Here is a 21,528-nt window from a genome sequence, read left to right on the forward strand (position 1 = left end):
GTATGAATAAGTCATTAAGATCAAAACTTTTTTTATCGATAACTTTATTGTTAGTTTTTTTTATCTCTGCTTTATGGATATTAAATAACTTATATCTTCAGCAATACTACATTAAGAATAAAGAAAATATGCTTGAAAATAATGCAAAACATTTAGTTGATATGTACACCGGAGATCCAAATGATATCCAAGATGAATTGGATAGGACCGCTAATATAGTAGGTGGCAGTATTGATATTAGAGATAAAGATGGTAAGCTAATATATAAATCTTCAAGACGTCTACCAAATGAAAAAAATATAGTTGATAATATGGGAAATAAATTTAGACCTAATGTGGAGCCACCACCAGATTCTGATGCTCAAAATGATAAGATTAACAATACATATAGTGAGGGCAAGTATACATTTGAAAATAGAAGAGATGTTCAACTTAAAATAGACTTTCTAACTCTTGTAACCAAAATAAGTAATGGTGACATCCTTGCTATAAGAGTTCCATTAGTCTCAATAAGTGAAAGTGTTGATATTGCAAATAGATTTATATTAATTATTGGAGGAGTAATTATACTTTTAGGTAGCTTATGGGCATTTTGGTTTTCAAAAAGATTTACAAAACCAATACTAGAATTAAATAGCATAGCGCAGAATATGGCTAAATTCGATTTTGGTAAAAAATGCAATATAAATGGAAAAGATGAAATCGGACAGCTTGGACAAAGTGTTAATTATCTATCTGGAGAGCTAAGTCGGGCAATTACCGAATTGAATGTAAAGAATAAGAAATTAGAAGAAGATATAGAGAAGGAAAGAAAAATAGATGAAATGAGAAAAGAATTTATCTCAAGTGTTTCTCATGAGTTAAGAACTCCGCTATCAGTAATACAAGGCTATGCAGAAGGTCTTATAAGCAATGTTACAGAAAGTGATGAAGATAGGAAATTTTACTGTGATGTTATTATGAATGAAACTGATAAAATGAACAAATTAGTAAGAGATCTATTAAACTTATCACAAATTGAATCTGGTTATTTTCATATAGAAAAAACAGAATTTAATTTAGTATCATTAATAGAATATGTACTTAATAGATATAAATCAACTTTCGAAGAAAAAAGCATAGAAATCAAATTTGAACCCGGAGAAAGCGTGATTGTATACGGAGATATGACTCGTATAGAGCAAATACTTACAAACTACATTAATAATGCAATTAATCATGTAGACAATAATAAGATCATTATGATAACTAAGATTAGTGTTAAAGATAAAATAAGAATAAATGTATTTAATACAGGAAAGCATATACCAGATGAATATTTGGATAAGATATGGAATAGCTTTTATAAAGTAGATAAAGCTAGGACAAGAGCTTATGGGGGGTATGGCTTGGGCTTATCTATAGTAAAGGCAATAGCAGATCTTCATAGTAATGCTTATGGAGTGGAAAACACTGAAGGTGGAGTTAACTTTTGGTTTGAAATTGATAAGATGAATTTAAGTTCAGTAGCAAATTAAAAATAAAAATACAAAGGGAGTTGTCGATATATCAGATTAAAATCTGTTAGCGGCAGCTCCCTAATTTATATATAAGTTTTCAATAAGATAATTTATATAAAATAAAATTATTTATTTTATATAGCCTGATAGATTAAGATAAGTTTCGATGAACTAAATTTTCTAGAAAATACATATTATAAATTATTTTTAATTTTTATTTTGTTCGAAATACCAATGCTTGTACCAGTTAAAACACCACATAACATGGAGTAAACAATTGTAGGAATTTCAATCACATAAATACCAATAGCGGCAATAAATAATAAAGAAATCATTAAAAAGAGTATACAGAAAAATTGCTTCCATTTTTGTTGAATTTTAATTTTTGAATTTATTATATCTGTAAATTTATATTTTTCATCGAATTTTAAATAGATAGCCTGACTTAGTGTTAATAAGAATACCATGGGTAATAACTTATAAAGTAAATCTATCATATTATTTTGCCATCCTCCATAAAAGGTAGTTTAGTTATTGAGATATGTAAGTTTTAATAATAAGTATTGTTATACCTAATTATAATATAGCTAAGATAAATAGACAAATAGTGATTTATTACATTAGAGCAATTATATTCTTATAAAAGAGCATATCTAGTAGAGGACGCTATTATCTGTAGTTGTATATAATTATTCTTTTAGACATAACAAAAATAAAAAAATAAGTAAAAATAGGGACTAAATGTTTGAAAAATAAGAAAAAATGTTTTATAAAAACAAATTTAATAAAGTAAAAGTTATGATATAATTATTGTAAAATTATTACAATAATTATATTGTTAGATATTAAGAGATAGCTAAACTTATCTATATATGATTTCTATAAATTATTTAGAATTGGGATCAGTGGTTCTTTTATTCTCAAATTATTGGAATAATTACAAAGTATCTTTAAACGAAAGGAAAACAATAATGCATATAAAGGAGGAATACAGTGGGGAAAGTGTCAAGAAATATAGACAATAATAAAAAATCGACAAGAATTATTTTAAGCTGCATAGCAATAACAGCAGTATTTTTTACAAATTTTATAATGGTTGAAGCTGCACAAGGAAATAGCATTTATGAAATGAGTTCAGATAGTACTAATATGATGAAGGAACAACATAAATTTATTATTGATGCACCTATAAAATTTTACAATGATATAAAAAGAGTGGAGCAAGTAGCAGACTTCAAATTTAAAGTTCCAGATTTTTTTCCAGAGAGCTATAAAGTACAGGGCCTTCAATTTAGAAAGCTTTCCAATAAGGATAACGTTTTAGAAATAATTTATGGAAATAAAGATGGAATATGTTCACTTCAAATATCTGAACAAGATCCTTTAGAGTCACTAAAAGCGATAGAGAGTGAAAAATCTAAGGCATTAGAAAATTCTCAAGTGGAAATCTCTAAGCAGCCTATGAAAGTAGGAGATATAAATGGATTAAGTGTTATTTTAACAACCACATTTCCGGTAAAGAAAGCTATAGAAAACCAATTAAGCGAAATAAAAGCTGTTAATAATTATTTTTCATGGAAAGATGATGGATTATGGTATAGTGTGGAATATAAATCAGAGTCTAAAAGTGAAAAGAGTAGCAATAACTCATTAGAATTTTCAAGTGATGATATAAAAAATATAGTGAAATCGTTAAAATATCCTCAAGAAATAAAAGATTCAAATTATTGCATAAAGGATTTTAATGATGGAAATGTAGAAATGAACATTTATGATAGGGATGATATAGAAAAATCAAAAAATGCTCTTGGATTTGATCCTAAATTTCCGATTAGAATTAATAATGATATAAGTATAACTAACTCTATTGCTAGATTAATTGGACATTTGAATAATAACAAAGAAAAAACATGCTATGAAATAAGTAATTCGTACTCAAACAAAAATGGTTCAATAACATTTAATCAGTCCATGAACTCATCAGCTTATGATGAAATGATGAAAAATAAGTATACTAAAACTAATAAAGAAGGAAATGTAGAGCAAAAAATTCAAGAATTAAAAATTAAAAACAATCAAGTATTTAAACGTTCACAAGGAGGTATTGTACCTCAGGTTAATTATGTCTGGAAAGAAAATAACATCTATTATAGTGTAATATTTTTTATAAATATTGAAAATTGTGATGAAGTGGTTAAAGAATTTGTGGATTCAAAGCCACTAGAGTAGAATTATTTAACGAGATTATTGATAAATATGTTATGGTAAGAAGACTTTTATAAAAATAGTAGGGAATATAACAGATAGACCCTACTATTTTTTTATTCACAGGTCAATTAGCGCTAATTATAGAGGGGGTACCCCAAATTTCATTTATAAAGTTAGTGCTAATTTTAAAGTAGATTGTAGGAGATTCTCCATAGTATATATAACCATTCCTTAATATCGTAAAAGGAACATTTTTACTACCATCTTTTAAATCCAAGAATATCTTTTTACATTTATCATTATTTTTATAGTCATCTAAAGAATTCTCTATATTTTCTGGTAGATATGGAGTTGAATTGTTTAGTTCTCGAACAAAAGAATTAAGAAAACTAGGATCACTAGTTGTATAGAAGTTTTCTTTTTCATTATTCGAATTACTAAATGTTTGAATTTGAACTTTGGCATTTACGATATTTCCCGGGAGATTAAGTTTTCCGAAAAAGTCATTACCAGTAGTTATTGTAATTCCATTAAGGCACTCATAAATTTCGGGGTAATTCGTCCCATCACTTAAAGTTACATTAGTCATTATTCTAAAATCCTCGTCATATCCGTTTACGGCATATACATCAGTAATTCCTATATTAGAAATGATATTTTTAGAATAGGTGTTCATAGGATTAAAGTTATTTAATCCACCTGTTGTAGTACCGATTTTTCTGCCTAAAATATTTTTTGAGTTTTTTGAATCTATGGATATAGGGGATTTGATATATACATTTCCATTGTAAATAATTAACGGAACCATTTTTACGTATTTAGTTTTTTCTTGAATAGTTGGTATTTGGAATTTTGGAATGTACACTGCATTCGAACTAAAACTTCTCAAGGTTGAATTAAGGGATAAAGCCGCATTCTTGTTAGAATTATTATTAGTAGTGTTTGAAGTTGTTGCATATTGTGGTGAATTTATATCATTTGAAGGTGTTAAATTATTATTATTAGAATTCTGGGAAACTGGTGCTATATTTTCATTAGTGTTAATATCTCCCGAAGGTGTCTCTTTAGAATACTTAACTTTATTAGTGCTATTATTATTGTTATTGTTGGTAATTGGTGAATTATCATGAAAATTTGAACTATTTTCTATATCAGCAGAGTTTTCAGCTTTTACATTTGATTTACTATTATCAATAGTATGGTTATCATTTTTGTTAGAAACAGGAGAAGAAATTGAATTATCATTAGTGAATTTATCTAAGTCATCTTTTGAGGCATATGTCGTATTTCCCGCATCTATATTTTGGTGTTTATATGTATTATTTATAATTAGCTTAAAACTAGCGGTACCTAAAAGTATTAATAAGACAGCAGCAGCTTTTAATCCAAGTGGAGAATAATTTTTATTTATTTTTTTTCTTAATTGTGAAGCATCATTTAGTAATTCCATTTTTAGCTTGTCTTTAAATTCTTCACTTGCTTTTATTTTGGAAAAAGAGCTCTTAATTTTATTCATATTCAAAATCCTCATTTAGTATAGATTTTAGCAATTTTCGTCCTCTGCTAAGTTGTGAACCTACAGTAGATTCCTTTATGTTTAAAATATTAGAAATTTCAGAAATACTATAATTCTCATAATAATATAAAAAAACGATACTTCTATATTTTACTGGCAGGTTAAGTACTGCTTGGATTACATCATTATCCTCCTGAGTTGTATCAACAAAATCATCTTCTAATGATGTAGTATTTTTAAAATAAGAAGACTTTAATTTATCTTTACTTAAATTTATAGCAACCCTAATTAACCAGGATTTCTCATGTGTTTCGTTCTTAAAATCAGGTTGTTTTTCAAGTAATTTTATAAAAACCTCTTGGGTTATGTCTTCGGCATCACTTAAATTTTTCATATATGAATACGAAATTCGAATCAGCATATCGGAATACGTTTCTATTAAGTAATGAATGTAACCTTTTTTATTGTCCAACTCATCCATTTGATTTTTACCCCCTCCAATACTTAATACGATTTATAACAACAAAATTTTGCAAACGATAATAATTTTCTTAGTTTATGATGAATTTCAATTTATTAGAATAAGGATATAAGAGTAATAATCGTATATAGAATACTTTAAAAGATATTAATAATTTAATCAATCAAAATTCGAAAAATAATATTTTCATATATGTCTGTCATTAAACTAAATAACATATAATATAAAAGCACTTTTTCTGAAATATATTGGAGCAACTGATAGGGAGAAATCAAGGTAAAAGAAAACTCTCACTTTTTAGTAATAGAAATGAAAAAGCTGTGCAAACTTATATATGAATAACGTAGTAAGGGAGATAGATATATGAGCAAAGTATTATATATTAAAGCAAATGTAAAACCGGAAGGTCAGTCAAGAACTTTTAAAATTTCAGATAACTTCATAGATGAATACAAAAAAAATAATCTTGATGATGAAATTATTACATTAGATTTGTATAAAGAAGATATAGATTTTCTAAGAAGTAAGGATCTAGATACAGTATTCGGACCTAAAAATGACGAAAGTAAAACTCATCCAACACTTAAATATGCATATCAATTTGCAGAAGCTGATAAATATGTGATAGCAGCACCAATGTGGAATTTAAGTATTCCAGCGATATTAAAGGCATATGTTGATTATATAAGTGTAGTAGGGATCTCATTTAAATACACACAAGAAGGAGCAGTAGGACTTTTAGAAAATAAAAAGGCTGTATATATTGCAGCAAGAGGTGGATCGTATACTGAAACACCATATGAACTTGATGGTATTTATTTAAGAAGTATACTGGGCTTTTTTGGAATTAAAGATATTACCACTATCTCAGCTGAAAAATTAGATGTACAAGGAGAAAATGTTGATAAAATAATAGAAGAAGCTATCAATAGAGCTAAAGAAACTGCCAAAAGCTTCTAAATATAACAAGATCATTTATTCATTCTTAATTAGTCTAGCTATTAAATAGACTAATTAAGAATGATTAATTTAATTCTAGATATATTGAGGTTAAAATAGCATATATTTATGATATTAGTCTACTTTGCATTAATAGGAACCCAAATATATGCAACTCAATATCTCAAAAATCACATCATTTATTAAAATTACTTCTATAAGTTAGGTTGCTATCTGGAAATTCGTAATAGGTAGAACTATATCTAAGTAAATCTTTTAGGATAAACTCTTATTTGCTATATATAGCATTTCAAACTCTTTTTTATCTATTCTATTATTTCTGCGTGTAAGTGTTAGAAAAACATTCATAAATTATTAAAAAATATTTTTATGTAGCAATCATAAACTTCTACGTTGTAAAATAATTTTGTGAATATTAAACTATATTATATATGTTACAATAATAAATCTACATTTAAAGATCTAATAAGCAAAGTGTTCTATTAATATTAAAATGCAGAAACAAATATATTATAAATGGAGGAATTTTACATGAACGATAAAAGCATGGAAATTATGAAAAAAATAATTGAGGAAAAGAAGCAAAAAAATAATAGTAGTAAGAATAATCAAAAGGCAAAAAAAGTTATAGGAAAACATTCTAAAGGTGTAAAAGTGGGTAACGGTGGAGGTTTATTTGATAGGTAATAGGGCGGTAAAATAAAAATTGTATGGCGAAGGAAAACTTTAAGATGTAGCCTGAAAAGTAAGTATTTAATAATACAGTCATATTAACTAGGAGAGTATATTATAAATGAAAGGCGGAGAAACTTAATGATGATAGTAATTTCCCCAGCCAAAACTTTAGATTTTTCTAAATTTAATGAAACATTACCAATGACTAAGCCGTATTTCTTAAATGAGGCCAGAGAATTAATTGAGGAATTGAAAAAGTATGATAATTTTTCTTTGGAAAAGCTTATGAAAATAAGTCCTAAGTTAGCAAAATTGAATACTCAAAGATTTCAAAATTGGTCAGAGTCTTTAGAATTTGCAAGGCAATGTCTAGTTGCATTTAAAGGTGAAGTTTTTAAAGGACTTGATGTAGGGAGTTATACAATGGAGGATTATTTTTATGCAAATGATAACTTGAGAATCTTATCCGGACTTTATGGAGTTTTAAAGCCCTTTGATGGGATAAATTTATATAGGCTAGAAATGGCAACAAGGTTAAGTATTGGTGATTTTAAAAATCTATATGATTATTGGGGAAATAAATTAATAAATAGTATTTTGAAAGATATAGAAATACGTAAAAATAAGACCATTGTTAATTTAGCTTCTTATGAATATTTCAAAGCAATAGAAGATATTAAAACAATAGGTGATATAAAGGTTATAACACCAATATTTAAGGAATATAGAGACGGGGAATATAAAATAATAACCATAATGGCGAAAAGAGCAAGAGGGCTGATGACATCTTTTATTATAAGAAATAAAATAGAAGATTTAGAGGAATTAAGAAAATTTAATCACGATGGTTATGAATTTAATGAAGAGTTATCTAATGAGACAGACTTAGTATTTACTAGAGATATGCATAATAGGTAGTAGATAATCTTGGATTTACTTGCTTTTAGACAAGCTAATTTAATGTGTTTTACATAAAGGAGGTGAAATTAGATGATTGATATACTTTTATTAGGTTGCGGAGGCGGAATGCCTATGCCCAATAGATTTCTATCAGCTACATTGATAAATTATAGAGGTAGGAAGATCTTGGTTGACTGTGGTGAAGGAACTCAAGTATCAATGAGAATATCGAATACAGGATTTAAGTCTATAGATATTATTTGCATCACTCATATCCATGGCGACCATATTGTAGGACTTCCAGGACTTCTTGGAACGATAGGAAATAGTGGAAGAACTGAGCCAATAACAATTATAGGACCGGAAGGAATAAGAGAAACAGTAGAAAAATTAAGAGTAATAGCAAATTGGTTGCCTTATGAAATTAATATAATAGAAAATCCTAAAGAAACATTTAAATTATTTGATGATAGTATAAATTTAGATATAGATATATCAGTTCTAGAGTTAGATCATTCTTCACCATGTATAGGCTATTGCTTTTATTTTAAACGGCAGCCTAAATTTGATGTAGAGAAAGCTGAAAAGAATAAAGTTCCTAAAACTCTGTGGAATAGGCTACAAAGAAATGAAAAAAATCTTTTATTAGATGGTGTTTTATACACGAATGATATGGTAATGGGGGAAGAGAGAAAAGGAATAAAAGTTAGTATAATTACAGATACAAGACCAATTGAAAATATAATAGAATTTATTAATGATAGTGATTATTTTATTTGTGAGGGTACTTATGGAGATGATAAAGATTTACCTAAAGCTATTAAAAATAAACATATGACTTTTAGAGAGGCTGCTGATTTAGCACTAAAAGGTAATGTTAAAAAACTTTTATTAACTCATTTTGGAACGGCGATGAATGAACCAGAAGAATACTTAAGTAATGCAAATGAAGTTTTCGATAAAACTATAATTGGCTTTGATAGGTATAAAGCAACTTTAAATTTTAATGGAGATTAGTTCAGGAGAAACATAGAACTGATTTTGAATATTAGTTTTATGTTTTTTTATTTTAATATTTGATTATAATAGTATAAATGTTAATATAGTTTTGAAGCTATGCCTAGATAATAAGAAAATTAATATAGATTTAAGCTAGTCGTGTATTTGAAAAATCAAATTATATAATTTTTACATATATAAATAGCCAATGTAATAAAAAAAGAGTATAATGTTGTAGAAATTATATAATAATGGGAGACAAAAGAAAAAGGAGAAGTCAAGAAATGTTTTTTAAAAAAATATGTTATGTTTTTTATATGCTGTGGGTAAGGATAAAAGGAGTTAAGCATACATTTATTTTGAAAACTAAGGGGGATGAATTTGCTGAGGAATATGTAAGAAAAACTGCATATCTTTGGAGTAAATTCACTTTGAAAATAATAGGAATAGAATTAGATGTGACAGGTACTGAAAATATACCTGAAGAGCAATGCGTTTTTGTAGGTAATCATTCAAGTATATTAGATATAATAATATTACTTTATACAGTGAATAAGAAGATGGGTTTTATTGCTAAAAGAGAATTGTTAAAAACTCCAATACTAGGTTACTGGTTGAAAAAGAGCAAATGTGTACCTTTAGACAGAAGTAATACAAGAGCTGCTATTGCATCAATTAATGAAGCAATAGAAAATATTAAGAATGGAAGTTCAATGGTGATATTTCCAGAGGGAACTAGAAATAAAGAAGGAAAAGTAGGGCAATTCAAAAAAGGAAGTTTGAAATTAGCAACTAAATCTCAGGCTCTAATAATGCCAGTAAGTATAGATAGGGCTTCTAGAGCATTTGAGGATACTAGAAAATTTAAACCTACAAAAATAAAAGTGGTATTCGGAAAAGCTATTGATACTAAAAATTTATCAAAAGAAGAAGAGTATAATTTAGCGGAGAACATAAGAAATATAATTATAGAGAATTTAAAATAAAGAATAGTTAATAATTTTTAGGATCAAATTATTACTATTAATATTAATGCACAATTTTTAGCAAATAATTTTATCGGAAAAAGCAAATTATTTTATATTATAATTATAGATATAATTTGATTTATATTTTTTCTATGAGATTACTTAGTTGAATATTGTGCATTTGTTTTATGTTACTTTCAAATAATTTATGTGATATACTTTAAGTAAATTTTAGTAGAAGATTAAAGATAAATAATTATTATTATAAATAAACTATAAGGATGATTTGATGAAAAAGACAGTAGGCATTTTAGCACATGTTGATGCGGGCAAGACTACATTTTCAGAACAGGTGCTTTATCATACAAAAAGTATAACAAATAGAGGCAGAGTAGATCATAAAGACTCATTTTTAGATAGTCATAGTATTGAAAAAGAAAGAGGGATAACTGTATTTTCTGATCAAGGGACTTTCGAGTTAAATGGTTCTACGTATTACCTGATTGATACTCCAGGACATATTGACTTTAGTGCAGAGATGGAAAGATCTATAGAAATTATGGATTATGCAATAATCATTATAAGCGGAGTTGAAGGAGTACAGGGGCATACAAAGACAGTGTGGAATTTATTAAGAAAATATAATATACCGACTATATTTTTCATTAATAAATTAGACAGAACTGGAGCAGATAAAGATAGAGTTATAAGAGAAATAAAAGGAGATTTATCTAATGATGTGTGTTATATAGATAATGATTTTATTTATGACAGCAAAAAAGAAATTGATGAGTTCAATTTAAATGAGTATTTAATGGAATTTATAAGTGAGCATAATGATGAACTTTTAGAAAAATATATTGAAGGAAAATATAATTATGATCTTTGGATAAAAACGCTTATATCACTCATAAAAGAAAATGAAGTATTTCCATGTTTTGGAGGATCTGCACTCCAAGATGATGGAATAATAGAATTCTTAAATATTATTGATAAATTAACATATACAGAGTATAAAAGTAACGAAAGATTTTCTGGGCGTGTATATAAAATTCGTCATGATGAAAATGGAAATCGTGTAACTTTTATTAAAGCTTTAAAAGGAAAGTTAAAGATTAGAGAGGAAGTAAGATATAGTGGTAAATTCGTAAAAGAATTAGATCATGTGCAAAATAATTCTAACGAAATTACTGAGAAAATAAGCAGTATAAGAATATATAATGGGAAAAAATTTAAAGCAGTGGATGTTGTAGAAGCTGGAGATTTATTTGCTGTGACAGGTATTTCAAAGGTAGTAGCAGGAGATGGTATTGGGGACCTAAAAGAAAAAACACAATACGAAATGACTCCAACCTTAATGTCTAAAGTGATTTTTGATAAAAATTACAATGCTCGTGAAGTTTTAAGATATTTCAAGGTGCTAGAATCAGAAGACCCATCACTAAATGTTACATGGAATGAAATTCTTCAAGAAATCCATGTACATGTAATGGGGAAAATTCAGCTAGAGGTATTGAAGGAGTTAGTTAAAGAAAGGTTTAGTTTAGTAGTTGATTTTGGTAAGTGTCAAATTATTTATAAGGAGACTATAGCAGAAGAATCTATAGGTCGTGGACACTTTGAGCCATTAAGACACTACGCAGAAGTGCATCTTAAACTTGAACCATTGCCAAGGAATAGTGGAATTGTTTTTGAAAATAAATGTCATGACGATGATTTGACTCAAGGAAATCAGAATTTAATTAGAACACATATTTTTGAGAGAGAGCATCATGGTATATTAACAGGATCATCTATAACAGATATAAAGTTAACACTATTAACTGGAAGAGCCCATAATAAGCATACTTGCGGAGGGGATTTTAGAGAGGCGACATTTAGGGCATTAAGGCAAGGACTAGAGAAAGTTAAAAATATACTATTGGAACCATATTATAAATTTGTAATAGAAGCCTCTAATGAACATGTAGGAAGAATTTTAGCAGATATTCAAAAACTCAGTGGAACTTTTGAACCTATAGAGATGCTAGAAAATAAAGTGATAATAAATGGGAGGGGGCCAGTCTCAACATTTATGGATTACAGTATGGAAGTTATAGCTTTTACAAGAGGGAAAGGAAGCATAAATTTGATATATGATGGATATAATTTATGCCATAATAGTGAAGAAGTAATAGAAACTAAAGCATACAATAAAAACGCTGATATTGAATATACGTCAACATCAGTATTTTGTTCGCATGGTCAAGGTTATTTGGTCACATGGGATAGAGCTGATGCGGAAATGCATATTGAATTTGATGCATAAATAAGTTACTATAGTAAATTTGCATTTAGGTAATTACTCATTTTAATAATTATAATGCAAATTTAATAATTTGGAGAGAAAATGAAATATAAATTTGAGTTTGAAAAGAAGATTATAGAATTTGAGTTAATTCGGAGAAAAAGAAAAACTATATGTATTAAAATTGAAGAAAGTGGAGAAGTTGTTGTTAGTGCTCCTTTAAAAACTAACAAAGAATATATTATGTTAGTTGTGAAAAAAAGGTCAGATTGGATTTTTGAAAAACAGAAAGAAATGATCCAAAGAAATTTAAAAAAGATTAAGAGAGATTTTACGCCAGGAAGCACATTTATATATTTAGGAAAAGAGTATTCTTTTAATTTGATTTTTGATGAAAAAATAAAAAACATATCTATTCAACTTGGTGAAAATTCGAATAATGTATATAGAAATGGTGAAGAGCTATTAGGAGATATAGATATCAGTAATAAAGAAAAAAGTTTTATAATACACACAAATACAATTGAGATGGAAAAATTAAGGGCAGCATTTGAAAAGTGGTATAGGAAAGAAACTTTAGAGATTGTCACACAAAGAATAGATTATTACTCAAAGAATTTTAGAGACAGGGTTACAGGTATAAGAGTTAAGGAACAAAAAAGAAGGTGGGCAAGCTGCACATGGAAAAATGTTATTCTATTTAATTGGAGATGCAGTATGGCAAGACCTGATGTGTTAGATTATATTGTTGTACACGAAATGTGTCATATGGACCACAGGAATCATTCAAAGGATTTCTGGAATAGGGTTCATGAAATAATGCCGGATTATAAAGCGAAACATGAATGGCTTAAAACAAATGGATTAAATATGTATTTATAAGATATAACACTGTGAAATATAATATGTAGATCTAGAGGTAACGCTTTGTTTTTTTGTATGTTACCTCTTTTTATGATCACATAGTTTGTAGATTAGCTTATATAACATTTTCGTCTACTTGTGTAGGTGTTTGTGTAGATGCATCTATATGCAAATTGTACGCTAGACCTAAGACAACTAAAAGCCCCCCGATAATTTTGGCTAATGGAATAGTATTTTGTATTACACAATCCAAAATGATTCCAGTAAAAAGTTGTCCAATAAATATTAATAAAGTAGCATAAAATGAAGACATCTTTGGTGTTATAACACTAGATAAGATGACAACAATTACTCCTAATAGTCCACCTAAATAAGCATAAAGTGGAAGAGTGTGAAATTGTTCAAGTGATAATTTATCTTTTATAATAAGAAATAATAATATTGATGCAACTAAACCAGTAATATAATTAAAAAAGCTTGATTGTACTAACCCTACCTTCTCAGAAAGTCTAGTGTTTAGAATTCTTGAAATTACTACAATAGCGCCAGCTGCTACCGAAATTAAAACAAAAAACATATTAATAATCGCTCCCTTCTTTTAAAAAAATGACATGATAAAAATTCCAGCTGTTATAATTAAGAGTCCTATAAATTTCTTCTTATTAAAGCTAGACTTTGGTACATCTAAGAATCCATAGTGATCAAAAGCTAATGAAGTTAATAGTTGGCCTAGAAGTCCTAATGCAACAGGAAGAGAAACTCCAAGAGCTGCATAGCTTAAGTTATTAAACATAACGGTGAAAACACTAATAGCCCCAGCAATATAAAGATATAATGGTAAATTATTCTTAAAAGTAATTTTAATCTTTTTAAAGATAACTATTCCTATAACAATTATCAATCCTACAAAGTGAATTACAATTAAGGAAGAATAGTTGCCAAGTCCGTCAGATAATTTGGCGTTGAAAGCAATCATAATAGTTATAAGTACGCCTATTAGTAATGATAAAATATTATACATAAGTGCTATCTCCTTAAATAAATTTATTATTTTGTTTATAAATAGTTTTAAGAGTTATTTTTAAAGGAAAGTTGCTCTTTATATTGTAAATTACTATAATGAGATTTATATAGGACAAATGTCATGTTTAAAATTAATTTTTTATTCAATAGTTATTAGGAGTTGACTTCATTGATAAAGATAGAAGATAATATTAGGCTTTCAGAATATATAAATAAAAATAAATTAGAAAACCTATTTTCAGAAGATATGGGAAGATATATGGAACTATATATGTTTAATAAAAATGAATATATCTGTAGGGAAGAAGAGATTTTAGAAAATATGTATTTTTTAGTTGAGGGAAAAGCTAAAGTTTCTAAGCATCTAGAAAATGGTAAATCACTATTAATATCTTTTTATAGTCCCATTACAATAATTGGAGATGCTGAATTTGTGAGAAATAATCCAACTGATTGCAGTGTTCAAGCAATTAAGGACACTTACTGTATAGGAATTAGATTTGATATTGTGAGAAAAATTTTAATAAATGATTGTAAGTTTTTGGTGAATTTATGTAGCTATTTAAGTGAGAAATTAACAAATGGAAGTACTAATACTTCAATAAACTTATTATATCCTCTTGAGAATAGGCTTGCTAGTTATATAATTGCATTCTCTGAAATTGAAAATTCGAATACTAGAAAAATTGTATTTAGAGAAAACTATATTGAAATAGCAGAATTATTAGGAACAAGTTATAGGCATTTAAGTAGAACATTGAATAAGCTTTGCTTAGAAGGCATTTTGAAAAGAAACAATAAGGAATACTTCATTCGGGATTTTGATAAATTGCTGTATTTAGCAGGAGATTTATATAAATAGCAGGTTATTAAAAATATTTGCTTAGTTTTAAGATCTATTCGCATCTAATGAGAAGAAATTGTGTTTTGAGTTTGTGGGTACATAAAAATTACAATCAAATATAAAAATATAAGTATCTATTTATATTTAAAGAGAGATAAAGACGCATTGGATTATATCAAGAAAGATTAATTCTCTAATAAAAACGCATAAAGGAAAGTTATCCTCTGCTAACTTTTAAATAATATTTAGCAGAGGATTTTTATTTATTGCTTTTTAAAAATACTGAAACTCTAAATTTTATATTTCTACATTTCGTCTTCTTATTTTAAATCCAATTATATCCTCAATTTCATTGACGTCTCTCATATTTTTAGGATCTACAAACATGCATGTATAGCCGCTCTCACCAGCTCTTCCAGTTCTGCCAATACGGTGTATATAGCTTTCCACGTTTTCAGGAATATCATAATTATAAATATGGGTTATGCCACTTATATCTAGTCCTCTTGCAGCAACGTCAGTAGCAATTAAGTATTGAATTTCTGCATTTCTAAAAGATTTCATTATTCTCTCTCTTTTATTTTGAGGAATGTCACTATGTAATTTTTCGCAATTATATTTGCGAGTGTGTAGAACTACTTCAAGTTCATCAACTCTTCTTTTAGTTCGACAAAATATAATAGCCATAAATGGATTGTCTTCATCTAAAACTTTGCATAAAGCGTCTCGTTTTTTTCTATCGGTAGTTTCAACAATATCCTGCTCAATAGCATCTAAAGTTATATCGTCTTGTTTTATGAATACTTCAATAGGATCTTTCATGTATTTATAAGCTAGCTTTTTTACAGAGGAGTCCATTGTGGCTGAAAAGCAAAGAACTTGTTTTTTTCTAGGCATCTTGCTTATAATTGATTCAACTTCATTTTTAAATCCCATTAATAACATTTGGTCTGCTTCATCTAAAATAAAAGTTTTTAACTTACTTAAGTCGATAGTTTTTCTTTCTAGATGGTCTAATAGTCTACCTGGAGTTGCAATAATTAAGTGAATATTATTATTCAATTTTTTTAGCTGTGAAGCAATATCTTTGCCCCCGTAGGTAGGTAAAATATTTATATTATTAAATTCCTTTAGTTTGCTAGCCTCATTAGTTATTTGTATTGCAAGTTCTCGAGTTGGGGTTAATATAAGAGCCTGAATCTCATTAGATTCTGAATTTATATTTTCTAAAAGAGGCAGTAAAAATGCAAGAGTTTTTCCAGTTCCTGTAGCCGCTTCTGCGATAACATCCTTACCATCTTTTATCAGAGGTATACTTTGTTTCTGGATTGGTGTGGGATCACTGATTCCTGATTTATTTAGTATTTTGATTAAATCGGTACTAAGACCTAATTGTTTAAAATTCATTATTTTCATACCTTTCATAATTTACAAATAAAGTATCAACTTAAGTATTTCTCTTTATGTTAAACACTATTCTTTATAATATAATTATCTGGTACTAAAAGTCAATCTGCTATTAAAAGAGTTTTACAAAATAATAAAATGTGTTAAATTATAATTAAGAAGAATACAATGTACTTAGAATTATGGGAAAAAAGATATTATTTAATATATTAATAAAGAAAGTTTTAAAGAAGATCGCATATAAAACAAAACTTTTAATAGTTGATTTTCTAAATATGTCTTAATATAATTAAATATAGAAGAAAGGCAAGAAACGGTGATTTTATGAAGATTTCAACAAAAGGTAGATATGGATTAAGAGCATTAATTGATATTTGTATATTCTCGGTTTCAGAGATGGTTACGGTAAAGAGTATTTCTGAAAGACAAGGAATATCTGAGCGATATTTGGAACAAATATTTTCTTCTTTAAGAAAAGGAGGAATTATAAATGCTAAAAAAGGAGCTCAAGGAGGTTATTTTTTGGCTAAAAGTTCTAGAGAATTTACAATTGGAGATATATTAAATGTTCTAGAAGGTGATTTGCTTCTAATTGATATAGAAAATGATGAGAATGAAATAGAAAATTTTATGAGTGAAAATTTATGGAATGTTATAAATAATAAAATAATTAATTTTTTCAATTCTATAACTTTAGAGGATTTGGTAAATGATTATAAAAAATATAATAAAGAAGATATGTATTATATTTAATCATGATTTAGTAGCAGTAAATATGTACTGCTACTAAATATGTACTGCCTACTATTACTGTAGGCTTATTTTATTTTAGTTTAATGCTTTTTAATTTATTTTTTAAATCAAACATTTCTAATTCCAAGGAATCTATTTTTTTATCTAAGATTTCAATACGTTTAGAATCACTAGCCTTAGATTTTTCGTCTAAATTCCTATCTATATCGACCATAATTACTAGCAATTTTTTAAATAAATCATATGCTGTTTCCATACGAAAACTCCTTTCATTGAAATATAAAGAATCTAGTAAGTGTAACTGATAATTAGTTACTAAGTTAATATATTCAATTTAAATAATATTGTGAATTATATATAAGCTCCGTTAAAGAATATATATTACATACTAAGAATTTAAGTTTATAAAATTAATTTTTACAGTTTTTGTTTAATATTATAAATGTATTATCTACTTTAAAAGTACTTGTATTATTTTTTATACTATGTTATTATAATTTCAATAAATTAAAACCTTTGATAAGAATAGTAGATAATAAAGCTTAGTGTAAAGAGAGTTCGATGTTTGGTGAGATTCGAATACTGTAGATATTATTGAATGGGTCTTTGAGGTGACATTTTGAAATTTTAAAAGTAGGAATGTACGGGGAGTCAGCCGTTAAAATGACAGGATATAGATTATGCAAGTTTTGTATCGAACTAAATTTCATAATAGTATCTGAATGAGGTATATACATTAGGTGGTATAGCGAAATTTATACATTTCGTCCTATTTTAGGATGAGATGTTTTTTTATTTTAATAAGTTTAATATGTTAGTTAGTTTTATAAAATACTTTTAATGCTAGTAAATAGAAAATTAGAAGGCGAAGTATTTGTCATTGTACATATTAAATTTAATTATTATTTAAAGATAGAGTAGCTATGAGAAATACCATTTAATTTGTGTTTGATTTTGGGTGGCATAGCGAGTCACTTCGTCCCAATAGTTGGGATGAAGTGGCTTTTTTTATATATAATTTACGAAAATTGGGGGGAGAATCATGATTAATATTTCAAAGGAAAGTTTTAATCAAAAAAAGAAAACTGAATATATATTTTCATTAATAAGTGAATTTAGAGGAGATGAAATTACTCCTATTAAAATTTTTGGTGGATTCAAAGGCAGAAGAAAATTTATTTTCGAAAGCGGAACTAAGGAAAATTATTTTGGTAGGTATTCTTTTCTGGGAGAAGATCCTTATAAGGAGATTTGTGGAAATGGGAAAGAAGAAATAGAGGAACTCAAGAAAGAAAGTAGATTAAAGTTTGATAATAGTACTAATCTTTTTTCGTTTAAAGGCGGGGCTATAGGATATATGGGATATGATTCCATACAGTTTTATGAGAAAAAACTTAATTTTGATAATAAAGATGAGTTGAAACTTCCTATAATAAGATTTAACTTTTATAACAGATATATTTGTTATGATCATTTTACCCATAAAGTCTATATTATAGATAACATCTTAAAAAACGATATAAGAGAATATGATGAGATAATCGAATCACAATATGAATATATAAATAGCTTACTTTATAAGCCAATTTTAACAGAACCATCAGAAGAGAAGAAAGAGATTTCTTTTAAATTTCACACATCTAAAGAAGATTTTGAAGAAAAAGTAAGAAAAGCAAAAGAACATATATTAGTAGGAGATATCTTTCAAGTTGTACTATCTCAGAGAATGACTTGTGAAACTCAAAAAAATCATCTTGAAATATATAGAAAGCTTAGAGAAGAGAATCCTTCACCTTACATGTATCTAATAGATTATGATAACTATCAAGTTATAGGATCATCACCAGAGAGCTTGGTATCAGTGAGAGAGGGTAAAGTTATTACAAATCCTATAGCTGGAACAAGAAAAAGAGGTGAAACACCAGAGATAGATAATGCTCTTGAGAAAGAACTTATGGAAGATAAAAAGGAACTTGCAGAACATGTAATGCTTGTTGACCTAGGCAGAAATGACATAGGGAAAGTGAGTAAAATAGGAACAGTTAATGTAAGTGATTTTATGAAAATTGAGAGATTTTCACATGTTATGCATATTACGACTAAAGTTGTTGGAAATATAAAAGATAATTTAGATGGATTCGATGCATTAGTGGCTTGTCTTCCAGCGGGGACTGTATCTGGTGCTCCTAAAATAAGAGCGATGGATATTATAGAAGATCTTGAAGATTCTAAAAGAGGAGTTTATTCAGGAGCTGTTGGATATTTTTCTTATGGTGGAAATATGGACACGGCAATTGCTATTAGAACAATGATATTAAAAGATAAAACGGCGTATCTTCAAGCAGGCGCTGGAATAGTATATGATTCAATTCCAGAAAAAGAATTTGAAGAAGTTCAAAATAAACTAATGGCTTTAAAGGAGGCTTTAAGATGATAGCGTTAATAGATAATTATGACTCATTTACATTTAATTTATATCAGTATTTAAGTGAATTTGCAGAAACTAAAGTTTTTAGAAATGATGAGATAACGGTAGAAGAGCTTAGAAAATTAAATCCAAAAGGAATAGTAATTTCACCAGGGCCGGGAGTTCCAGAAGATGCTGGGATTTCTATAGAGGTGGTAAAAAAGCTAGGAGATAGAATACCTATTTTGGGTATTTGTCTTGGCCATCAAAGTATTGCAGCAGCATATGGTGGAAGGGTAATCAGAGCCAATGAAATTTTCCATGGAAAAACTTCAAAGGTTCAAGTTAAAGGCAAAGATATATTTGAAGGAATCCCAAGAAAATTAGATGTTATGAGATATCATTCACTTATAGTCGAAAATAGTTCACTACCAAGTTGTCTTGATGTTTTAGCATTAACTGTTGATAGTAATGATATTATGGCAATTAAACATAAAGAATTCAATGTTTTTGGAATTCAATTTCATCCTGAGTCAATATATACACCTAAAGGCAAACATATGATTGGAAATTTTGTAATTAACATTTGTGAAGATAAATTAGAAGATTAATTAAAAAGTAATTAGATTAAATAAAGATTGTAAATACAGAGGCTATTAAGATAAGCAATATTATAAATTTTAAGGGGGCATTAAAATGATTATAAATGATGCAATTAAGAAATTAGCTTCGAGAGAAGAATTGACTGAAGATGAAGTAAGAGGCGTGATTAATCAAATCATGAAGGGGGAAGCGACCTCGGCTCAGATTGGAGGTTTTCTAATTGGACTTAGAGTAAATGGGGAGACTCCAAATTATATTCTAGGAGCGGTTAAAGCCCTTAGGGATAATGGAGTAAAAGTTGAAATAGAAAATACTGAGCATTTAATTGATACCTGCGGTACAGGAGGAGATAGATCAAAGACTTTTAATATTTCTACAGCAGTTGCAATCATCGCAGCAAGTGGTGGTGCTAAAGTTGCAAAACATGGTAACCGTGCAGTTTCTAGTAAAAGCGGTTGTGCAGATGCCCTGGTTGAGCTTGGAATAAACATTGATTTTGATGAAATTCAAAGCAGAAAAATTATTGAGGAGAATGGAATGGCATTTTTATTTGCACCAAAGTATAATGGTGCAATGAAAAACGTAGCAAAGGAAAGAAAGGAACTGGGAACAAGAACAATTTTTAATTTATTAGGACCACTTGCAAACCCAGCACCAATTAGTGGACAACTTATGGGAGTATATGATGGGGCTTTAATAGAGACTATTGGGGAGGTTCTTCTAAATCTTGGATTAAAGAGAGCAATGGTTGTCCATGGTGATGATGGATTAGATGAAATTACCACTACTACATTAACAAGTGTATGTGAAGTAAAAGACGGAGAAATTAAAACGTACAAACTGGACCCGGTTAAGCTAGGGTTTAATAAGGCTACCTTAGAGGATATAAAGGGTGGAGAAGCAAAAGAGAACGCAGAAATAATAATGAAAATACTAAAAGGAGAAAAAGGACCTCAAAGAGATATAGTTGTTTTGAATTCAGGTGCCGCGCTATATGTAGCAAACTTAGCTGATTCCATTGAGGAAGGGATTAAAAAAGCAACAGAACTCATTGATTCAGGAGCAGCTTATAAAAAGTATAAGGAACTTTCTAGTTTGTAAGTGAAAGTTCAAATTATAATAAAGAGGTGATAA

The 21,528-nt window shown here is 28.0% G+C and carries 21 protein-coding genes; 14 read left to right on the forward strand and 7 right to left on the reverse strand.

Annotated features, from left to right (window positions below):
- Positions 1-2 precede the first annotated feature (2 nt).
- Positions 3-1,517: a sensor histidine kinase gene (locus tag T483_RS0108700; protein ID WP_026886510.1), complete on the forward strand. Its 1,515-nt coding sequence runs from the start codon at positions 3-5 to the stop codon at positions 1,515-1,517.
- A gap of 176 nt (positions 1,518-1,693) precedes the next feature.
- On the opposite strand, the gene T483_RS0108705 is transcribed toward T483_RS0108700, so the two are convergent.
- Positions 1,694-1,996, reverse strand: coding sequence for a hypothetical protein (locus T483_RS0108705; RefSeq protein WP_026886511.1), 303 nt, complete (start codon positions 1,994-1,996; stop codon positions 1,694-1,696).
- A 496-nt stretch (positions 1,997-2,492) separates the two neighbouring features.
- Here T483_RS0108705 and T483_RS0108710 point away from each other — a divergent pair, with 496 nt between their 5' ends.
- The gene (locus T483_RS0108710) at positions 2,493-3,728 is read left to right on the forward strand and encodes a hypothetical protein (RefSeq protein WP_026886512.1); all 1,236 of its coding nucleotides are present in this window, start codon (positions 2,493-2,495) and stop codon (positions 3,726-3,728) included.
- A gap of 103 nt (positions 3,729-3,831) precedes the next feature.
- On the opposite strand, the gene T483_RS0108715 is transcribed toward T483_RS0108710, so the two are convergent.
- Positions 3,832-5,223, reverse strand: a complete 1,392-nt coding sequence (locus T483_RS0108715) for a hypothetical protein (protein WP_026886513.1) — start codon at positions 5,221-5,223, stop codon at positions 3,832-3,834.
- On the reverse strand, positions 5,216-5,704 hold the full coding sequence (locus T483_RS0108720; protein WP_026886514.1) for an RNA polymerase sigma factor: 489 nt from the start codon (positions 5,702-5,704) through the stop codon (positions 5,216-5,218). Before T483_RS0108720 ends, T483_RS0108715 begins: the two co-directional genes overlap by 8 nt.
- 363 nt (positions 5,705-6,067) lie before the next feature.
- On the opposite strand from T483_RS0108720, the gene T483_RS0108725 reads away from it, so the two are divergent.
- The 7 genes from T483_RS0108725 to T483_RS0108755 all read left to right on the forward strand — a co-directional run bounded on the left by T483_RS0108725 (position 6,068) and on the right by T483_RS0108755 (position 13,375).
- The gene (locus T483_RS0108725; RefSeq protein ID WP_026886515.1) at positions 6,068-6,664 is read left to right on the forward strand and encodes an FMN-dependent NADH-azoreductase; all 597 of its coding nucleotides are present in this window, start codon (positions 6,068-6,070) and stop codon (positions 6,662-6,664) included.
- Between the two features lie 531 nt (positions 6,665-7,195).
- Positions 7,196-7,351 carry a hypothetical protein gene (locus T483_RS31560; protein ID WP_196244861.1) on the forward strand — a complete coding sequence of 52 codons (156 nt, stop codon included), beginning with the start codon at positions 7,196-7,198 and terminating at the stop codon, positions 7,349-7,351.
- 126 nt (positions 7,352-7,477) lie between these two features.
- On the forward strand, positions 7,478-8,257 hold the full coding sequence (gene yaaA, locus T483_RS0108735; RefSeq protein WP_026886516.1) for a peroxide stress protein YaaA: 780 nt from the start codon (positions 7,478-7,480) through the stop codon (positions 8,255-8,257).
- A gap of 72 nt (positions 8,258-8,329) precedes the next feature.
- The gene (locus tag T483_RS0108740; RefSeq protein WP_026886517.1) at positions 8,330-9,256 is read left to right on the forward strand and encodes a ribonuclease Z; all 927 of its coding nucleotides are present in this window, start codon (positions 8,330-8,332) and stop codon (positions 9,254-9,256) included.
- Between the two features lie 266 nt (positions 9,257-9,522).
- Positions 9,523-10,224 carry a lysophospholipid acyltransferase family protein gene (locus T483_RS0108745; RefSeq protein ID WP_026886518.1) on the forward strand — a complete coding sequence of 234 codons (702 nt, stop codon included), beginning with the start codon at positions 9,523-9,525 and terminating at the stop codon, positions 10,222-10,224.
- 271 nt (positions 10,225-10,495) lie between these two features.
- Positions 10,496-12,514, forward strand: a complete 2,019-nt coding sequence (locus tag T483_RS0108750) for a GTP-binding protein (RefSeq protein WP_026886519.1) — start codon at positions 10,496-10,498, stop codon at positions 12,512-12,514.
- A gap of 81 nt (positions 12,515-12,595) precedes the next feature.
- The gene (locus tag T483_RS0108755; RefSeq protein WP_026886520.1) at positions 12,596-13,375 is read left to right on the forward strand and encodes a M48 family metallopeptidase; all 780 of its coding nucleotides are present in this window, start codon (positions 12,596-12,598) and stop codon (positions 13,373-13,375) included.
- 97 nt (positions 13,376-13,472) lie between these two features.
- Here the strand turns inward: T483_RS0108755 and T483_RS0108760 are convergent, their stop codons facing one another.
- Together T483_RS0108760 and T483_RS0108765 are read right to left on the reverse strand one after the other, a co-directional pair.
- A complete protein-coding gene (locus tag T483_RS0108760; protein ID WP_026886521.1) occupies positions 13,473-13,934 on the reverse strand; it encodes a DMT family transporter in 462 nt (153 codons plus the stop codon).
- Positions 13,935-13,955: 21 nt separating this feature from the next.
- On the reverse strand, positions 13,956-14,378 hold the full coding sequence (locus T483_RS0108765; protein ID WP_026886522.1) for a DMT family transporter: 423 nt from the start codon (positions 14,376-14,378) through the stop codon (positions 13,956-13,958).
- A gap of 171 nt (positions 14,379-14,549) precedes the next feature.
- Between T483_RS0108765 and T483_RS0108770 the strand changes: the two genes are divergently transcribed.
- A complete protein-coding gene (locus T483_RS0108770) occupies positions 14,550-15,242 on the forward strand; it encodes a cyclic nucleotide-binding domain-containing protein (RefSeq protein WP_026886523.1) in 693 nt (230 codons plus the stop codon).
- 279 nt (positions 15,243-15,521) lie between these two features.
- On the opposite strand, the gene T483_RS0108775 is transcribed toward T483_RS0108770, so the two are convergent.
- A complete protein-coding gene (locus tag T483_RS0108775; RefSeq protein ID WP_026886524.1) occupies positions 15,522-16,631 on the reverse strand; it encodes a DEAD/DEAH box helicase in 1,110 nt (369 codons plus the stop codon).
- A 324-nt stretch (positions 16,632-16,955) separates the two neighbouring features.
- Between T483_RS0108775 and T483_RS0108780 the strand changes: the two genes are divergently transcribed.
- Complete coding sequence (locus T483_RS0108780) at positions 16,956-17,384, forward strand: RrF2 family transcriptional regulator (RefSeq protein ID WP_011969072.1); 429 nt, start codon at positions 16,956-16,958, stop codon at positions 17,382-17,384.
- A gap of 70 nt (positions 17,385-17,454) precedes the next feature.
- Here the strand turns inward: T483_RS0108780 and T483_RS0108785 are convergent, their stop codons facing one another.
- Positions 17,455-17,640: a hypothetical protein gene (locus tag T483_RS0108785; protein WP_026886525.1), complete on the reverse strand. Its 186-nt coding sequence runs from the start codon at positions 17,638-17,640 to the stop codon at positions 17,455-17,457.
- 786 nt (positions 17,641-18,426) lie between these two features.
- Between T483_RS0108785 and trpE the strand changes: the two genes are divergently transcribed.
- From trpE to trpD, 3 genes are all read left to right on the forward strand, one after another.
- Positions 18,427-19,818: an anthranilate synthase component I gene (trpE, locus tag T483_RS0108790; protein WP_026886526.1), complete on the forward strand. Its 1,392-nt coding sequence runs from the start codon at positions 18,427-18,429 to the stop codon at positions 19,816-19,818.
- On the forward strand, positions 19,815-20,402 hold the full coding sequence (locus T483_RS0108795) for an anthranilate synthase component II (RefSeq protein ID WP_026886527.1): 588 nt from the start codon (positions 19,815-19,817) through the stop codon (positions 20,400-20,402). Before trpE ends, T483_RS0108795 begins: the two co-directional genes overlap by 4 nt.
- Positions 20,403-20,490: 88 nt before the next feature.
- The gene (gene trpD / locus T483_RS0108800) at positions 20,491-21,495 is read left to right on the forward strand and encodes an anthranilate phosphoribosyltransferase (protein WP_196244862.1); all 1,005 of its coding nucleotides are present in this window, start codon (positions 20,491-20,493) and stop codon (positions 21,493-21,495) included.
- Positions 21,496-21,528: the final 33 nt, after the last annotated feature.

Source organism: Clostridium beijerinckii HUN142, from assembly GCF_000621745.1.
GTDB classification, from domain to species: Bacteria; Bacillota; Clostridia; order Clostridiales; family Clostridiaceae; genus Clostridium; species Clostridium beijerinckii_A.

Coding starts and splice junctions, on each gene's coding strand:
- T483_RS0108700 (WP_026886510.1), top strand. CDS start 3: ATGAATAAGTCATTAAGATCAAAACTTTTTTTATCGATAACTTTATTG.
- T483_RS0108705 (WP_026886511.1), bottom strand. CDS start 1,996: ATGATAGATTTACTTTATAAGTTATTACCCATGGTATTCTTATTAACA.
- T483_RS0108715 (WP_026886513.1), bottom strand. CDS start 5,223: ATGAATAAAATTAAGAGCTCTTTTTCCAAAATAAAAGCAAGTGAAGAA.
- T483_RS0108720 (WP_026886514.1), bottom strand. CDS start 5,704: ATGGATGAGTTGGACAATAAAAAAGGTTACATTCATTACTTAATAGAA.
- T483_RS0108725 (WP_026886515.1), top strand. CDS start 6,068: ATGAGCAAAGTATTATATATTAAAGCAAATGTAAAACCGGAAGGTCAG.
- T483_RS31560 (WP_196244861.1), top strand. CDS start 7,196: ATGAACGATAAAAGCATGGAAATTATGAAAAAAATAATTGAGGAAAAG.
- yaaA (WP_026886516.1), top strand. CDS start 7,478: ATGATGATAGTAATTTCCCCAGCCAAAACTTTAGATTTTTCTAAATTT.
- T483_RS0108740 (WP_026886517.1), top strand. CDS start 8,330: ATGATTGATATACTTTTATTAGGTTGCGGAGGCGGAATGCCTATGCCC.
- T483_RS0108745 (WP_026886518.1), top strand. CDS start 9,523: ATGTTTTTTAAAAAAATATGTTATGTTTTTTATATGCTGTGGGTAAGG.
- T483_RS0108750 (WP_026886519.1), top strand. CDS start 10,496: ATGAAAAAGACAGTAGGCATTTTAGCACATGTTGATGCGGGCAAGACT.
- T483_RS0108755 (WP_026886520.1), top strand. CDS start 12,596: ATGAAATATAAATTTGAGTTTGAAAAGAAGATTATAGAATTTGAGTTA.
- T483_RS0108760 (WP_026886521.1), bottom strand. CDS start 13,934: ATGTTTTTTGTTTTAATTTCGGTAGCAGCTGGCGCTATTGTAGTAATT.
- T483_RS0108765 (WP_026886522.1), bottom strand. CDS start 14,378: ATGTATAATATTTTATCATTACTAATAGGCGTACTTATAACTATTATG.
- T483_RS0108775 (WP_026886524.1), bottom strand. CDS start 16,631: ATGAATTTTAAACAATTAGGTCTTAGTACCGATTTAATCAAAATACTA.
- T483_RS0108780 (WP_011969072.1), top strand. CDS start 16,956: ATGAAGATTTCAACAAAAGGTAGATATGGATTAAGAGCATTAATTGAT.
- T483_RS0108785 (WP_026886525.1), bottom strand. CDS start 17,640: ATGGAAACAGCATATGATTTATTTAAAAAATTGCTAGTAATTATGGTC.
- trpE (WP_026886526.1), top strand. CDS start 18,427: ATGATTAATATTTCAAAGGAAAGTTTTAATCAAAAAAAGAAAACTGAA.
- T483_RS0108795 (WP_026886527.1), top strand. CDS start 19,815: ATGATAGCGTTAATAGATAATTATGACTCATTTACATTTAATTTATAT.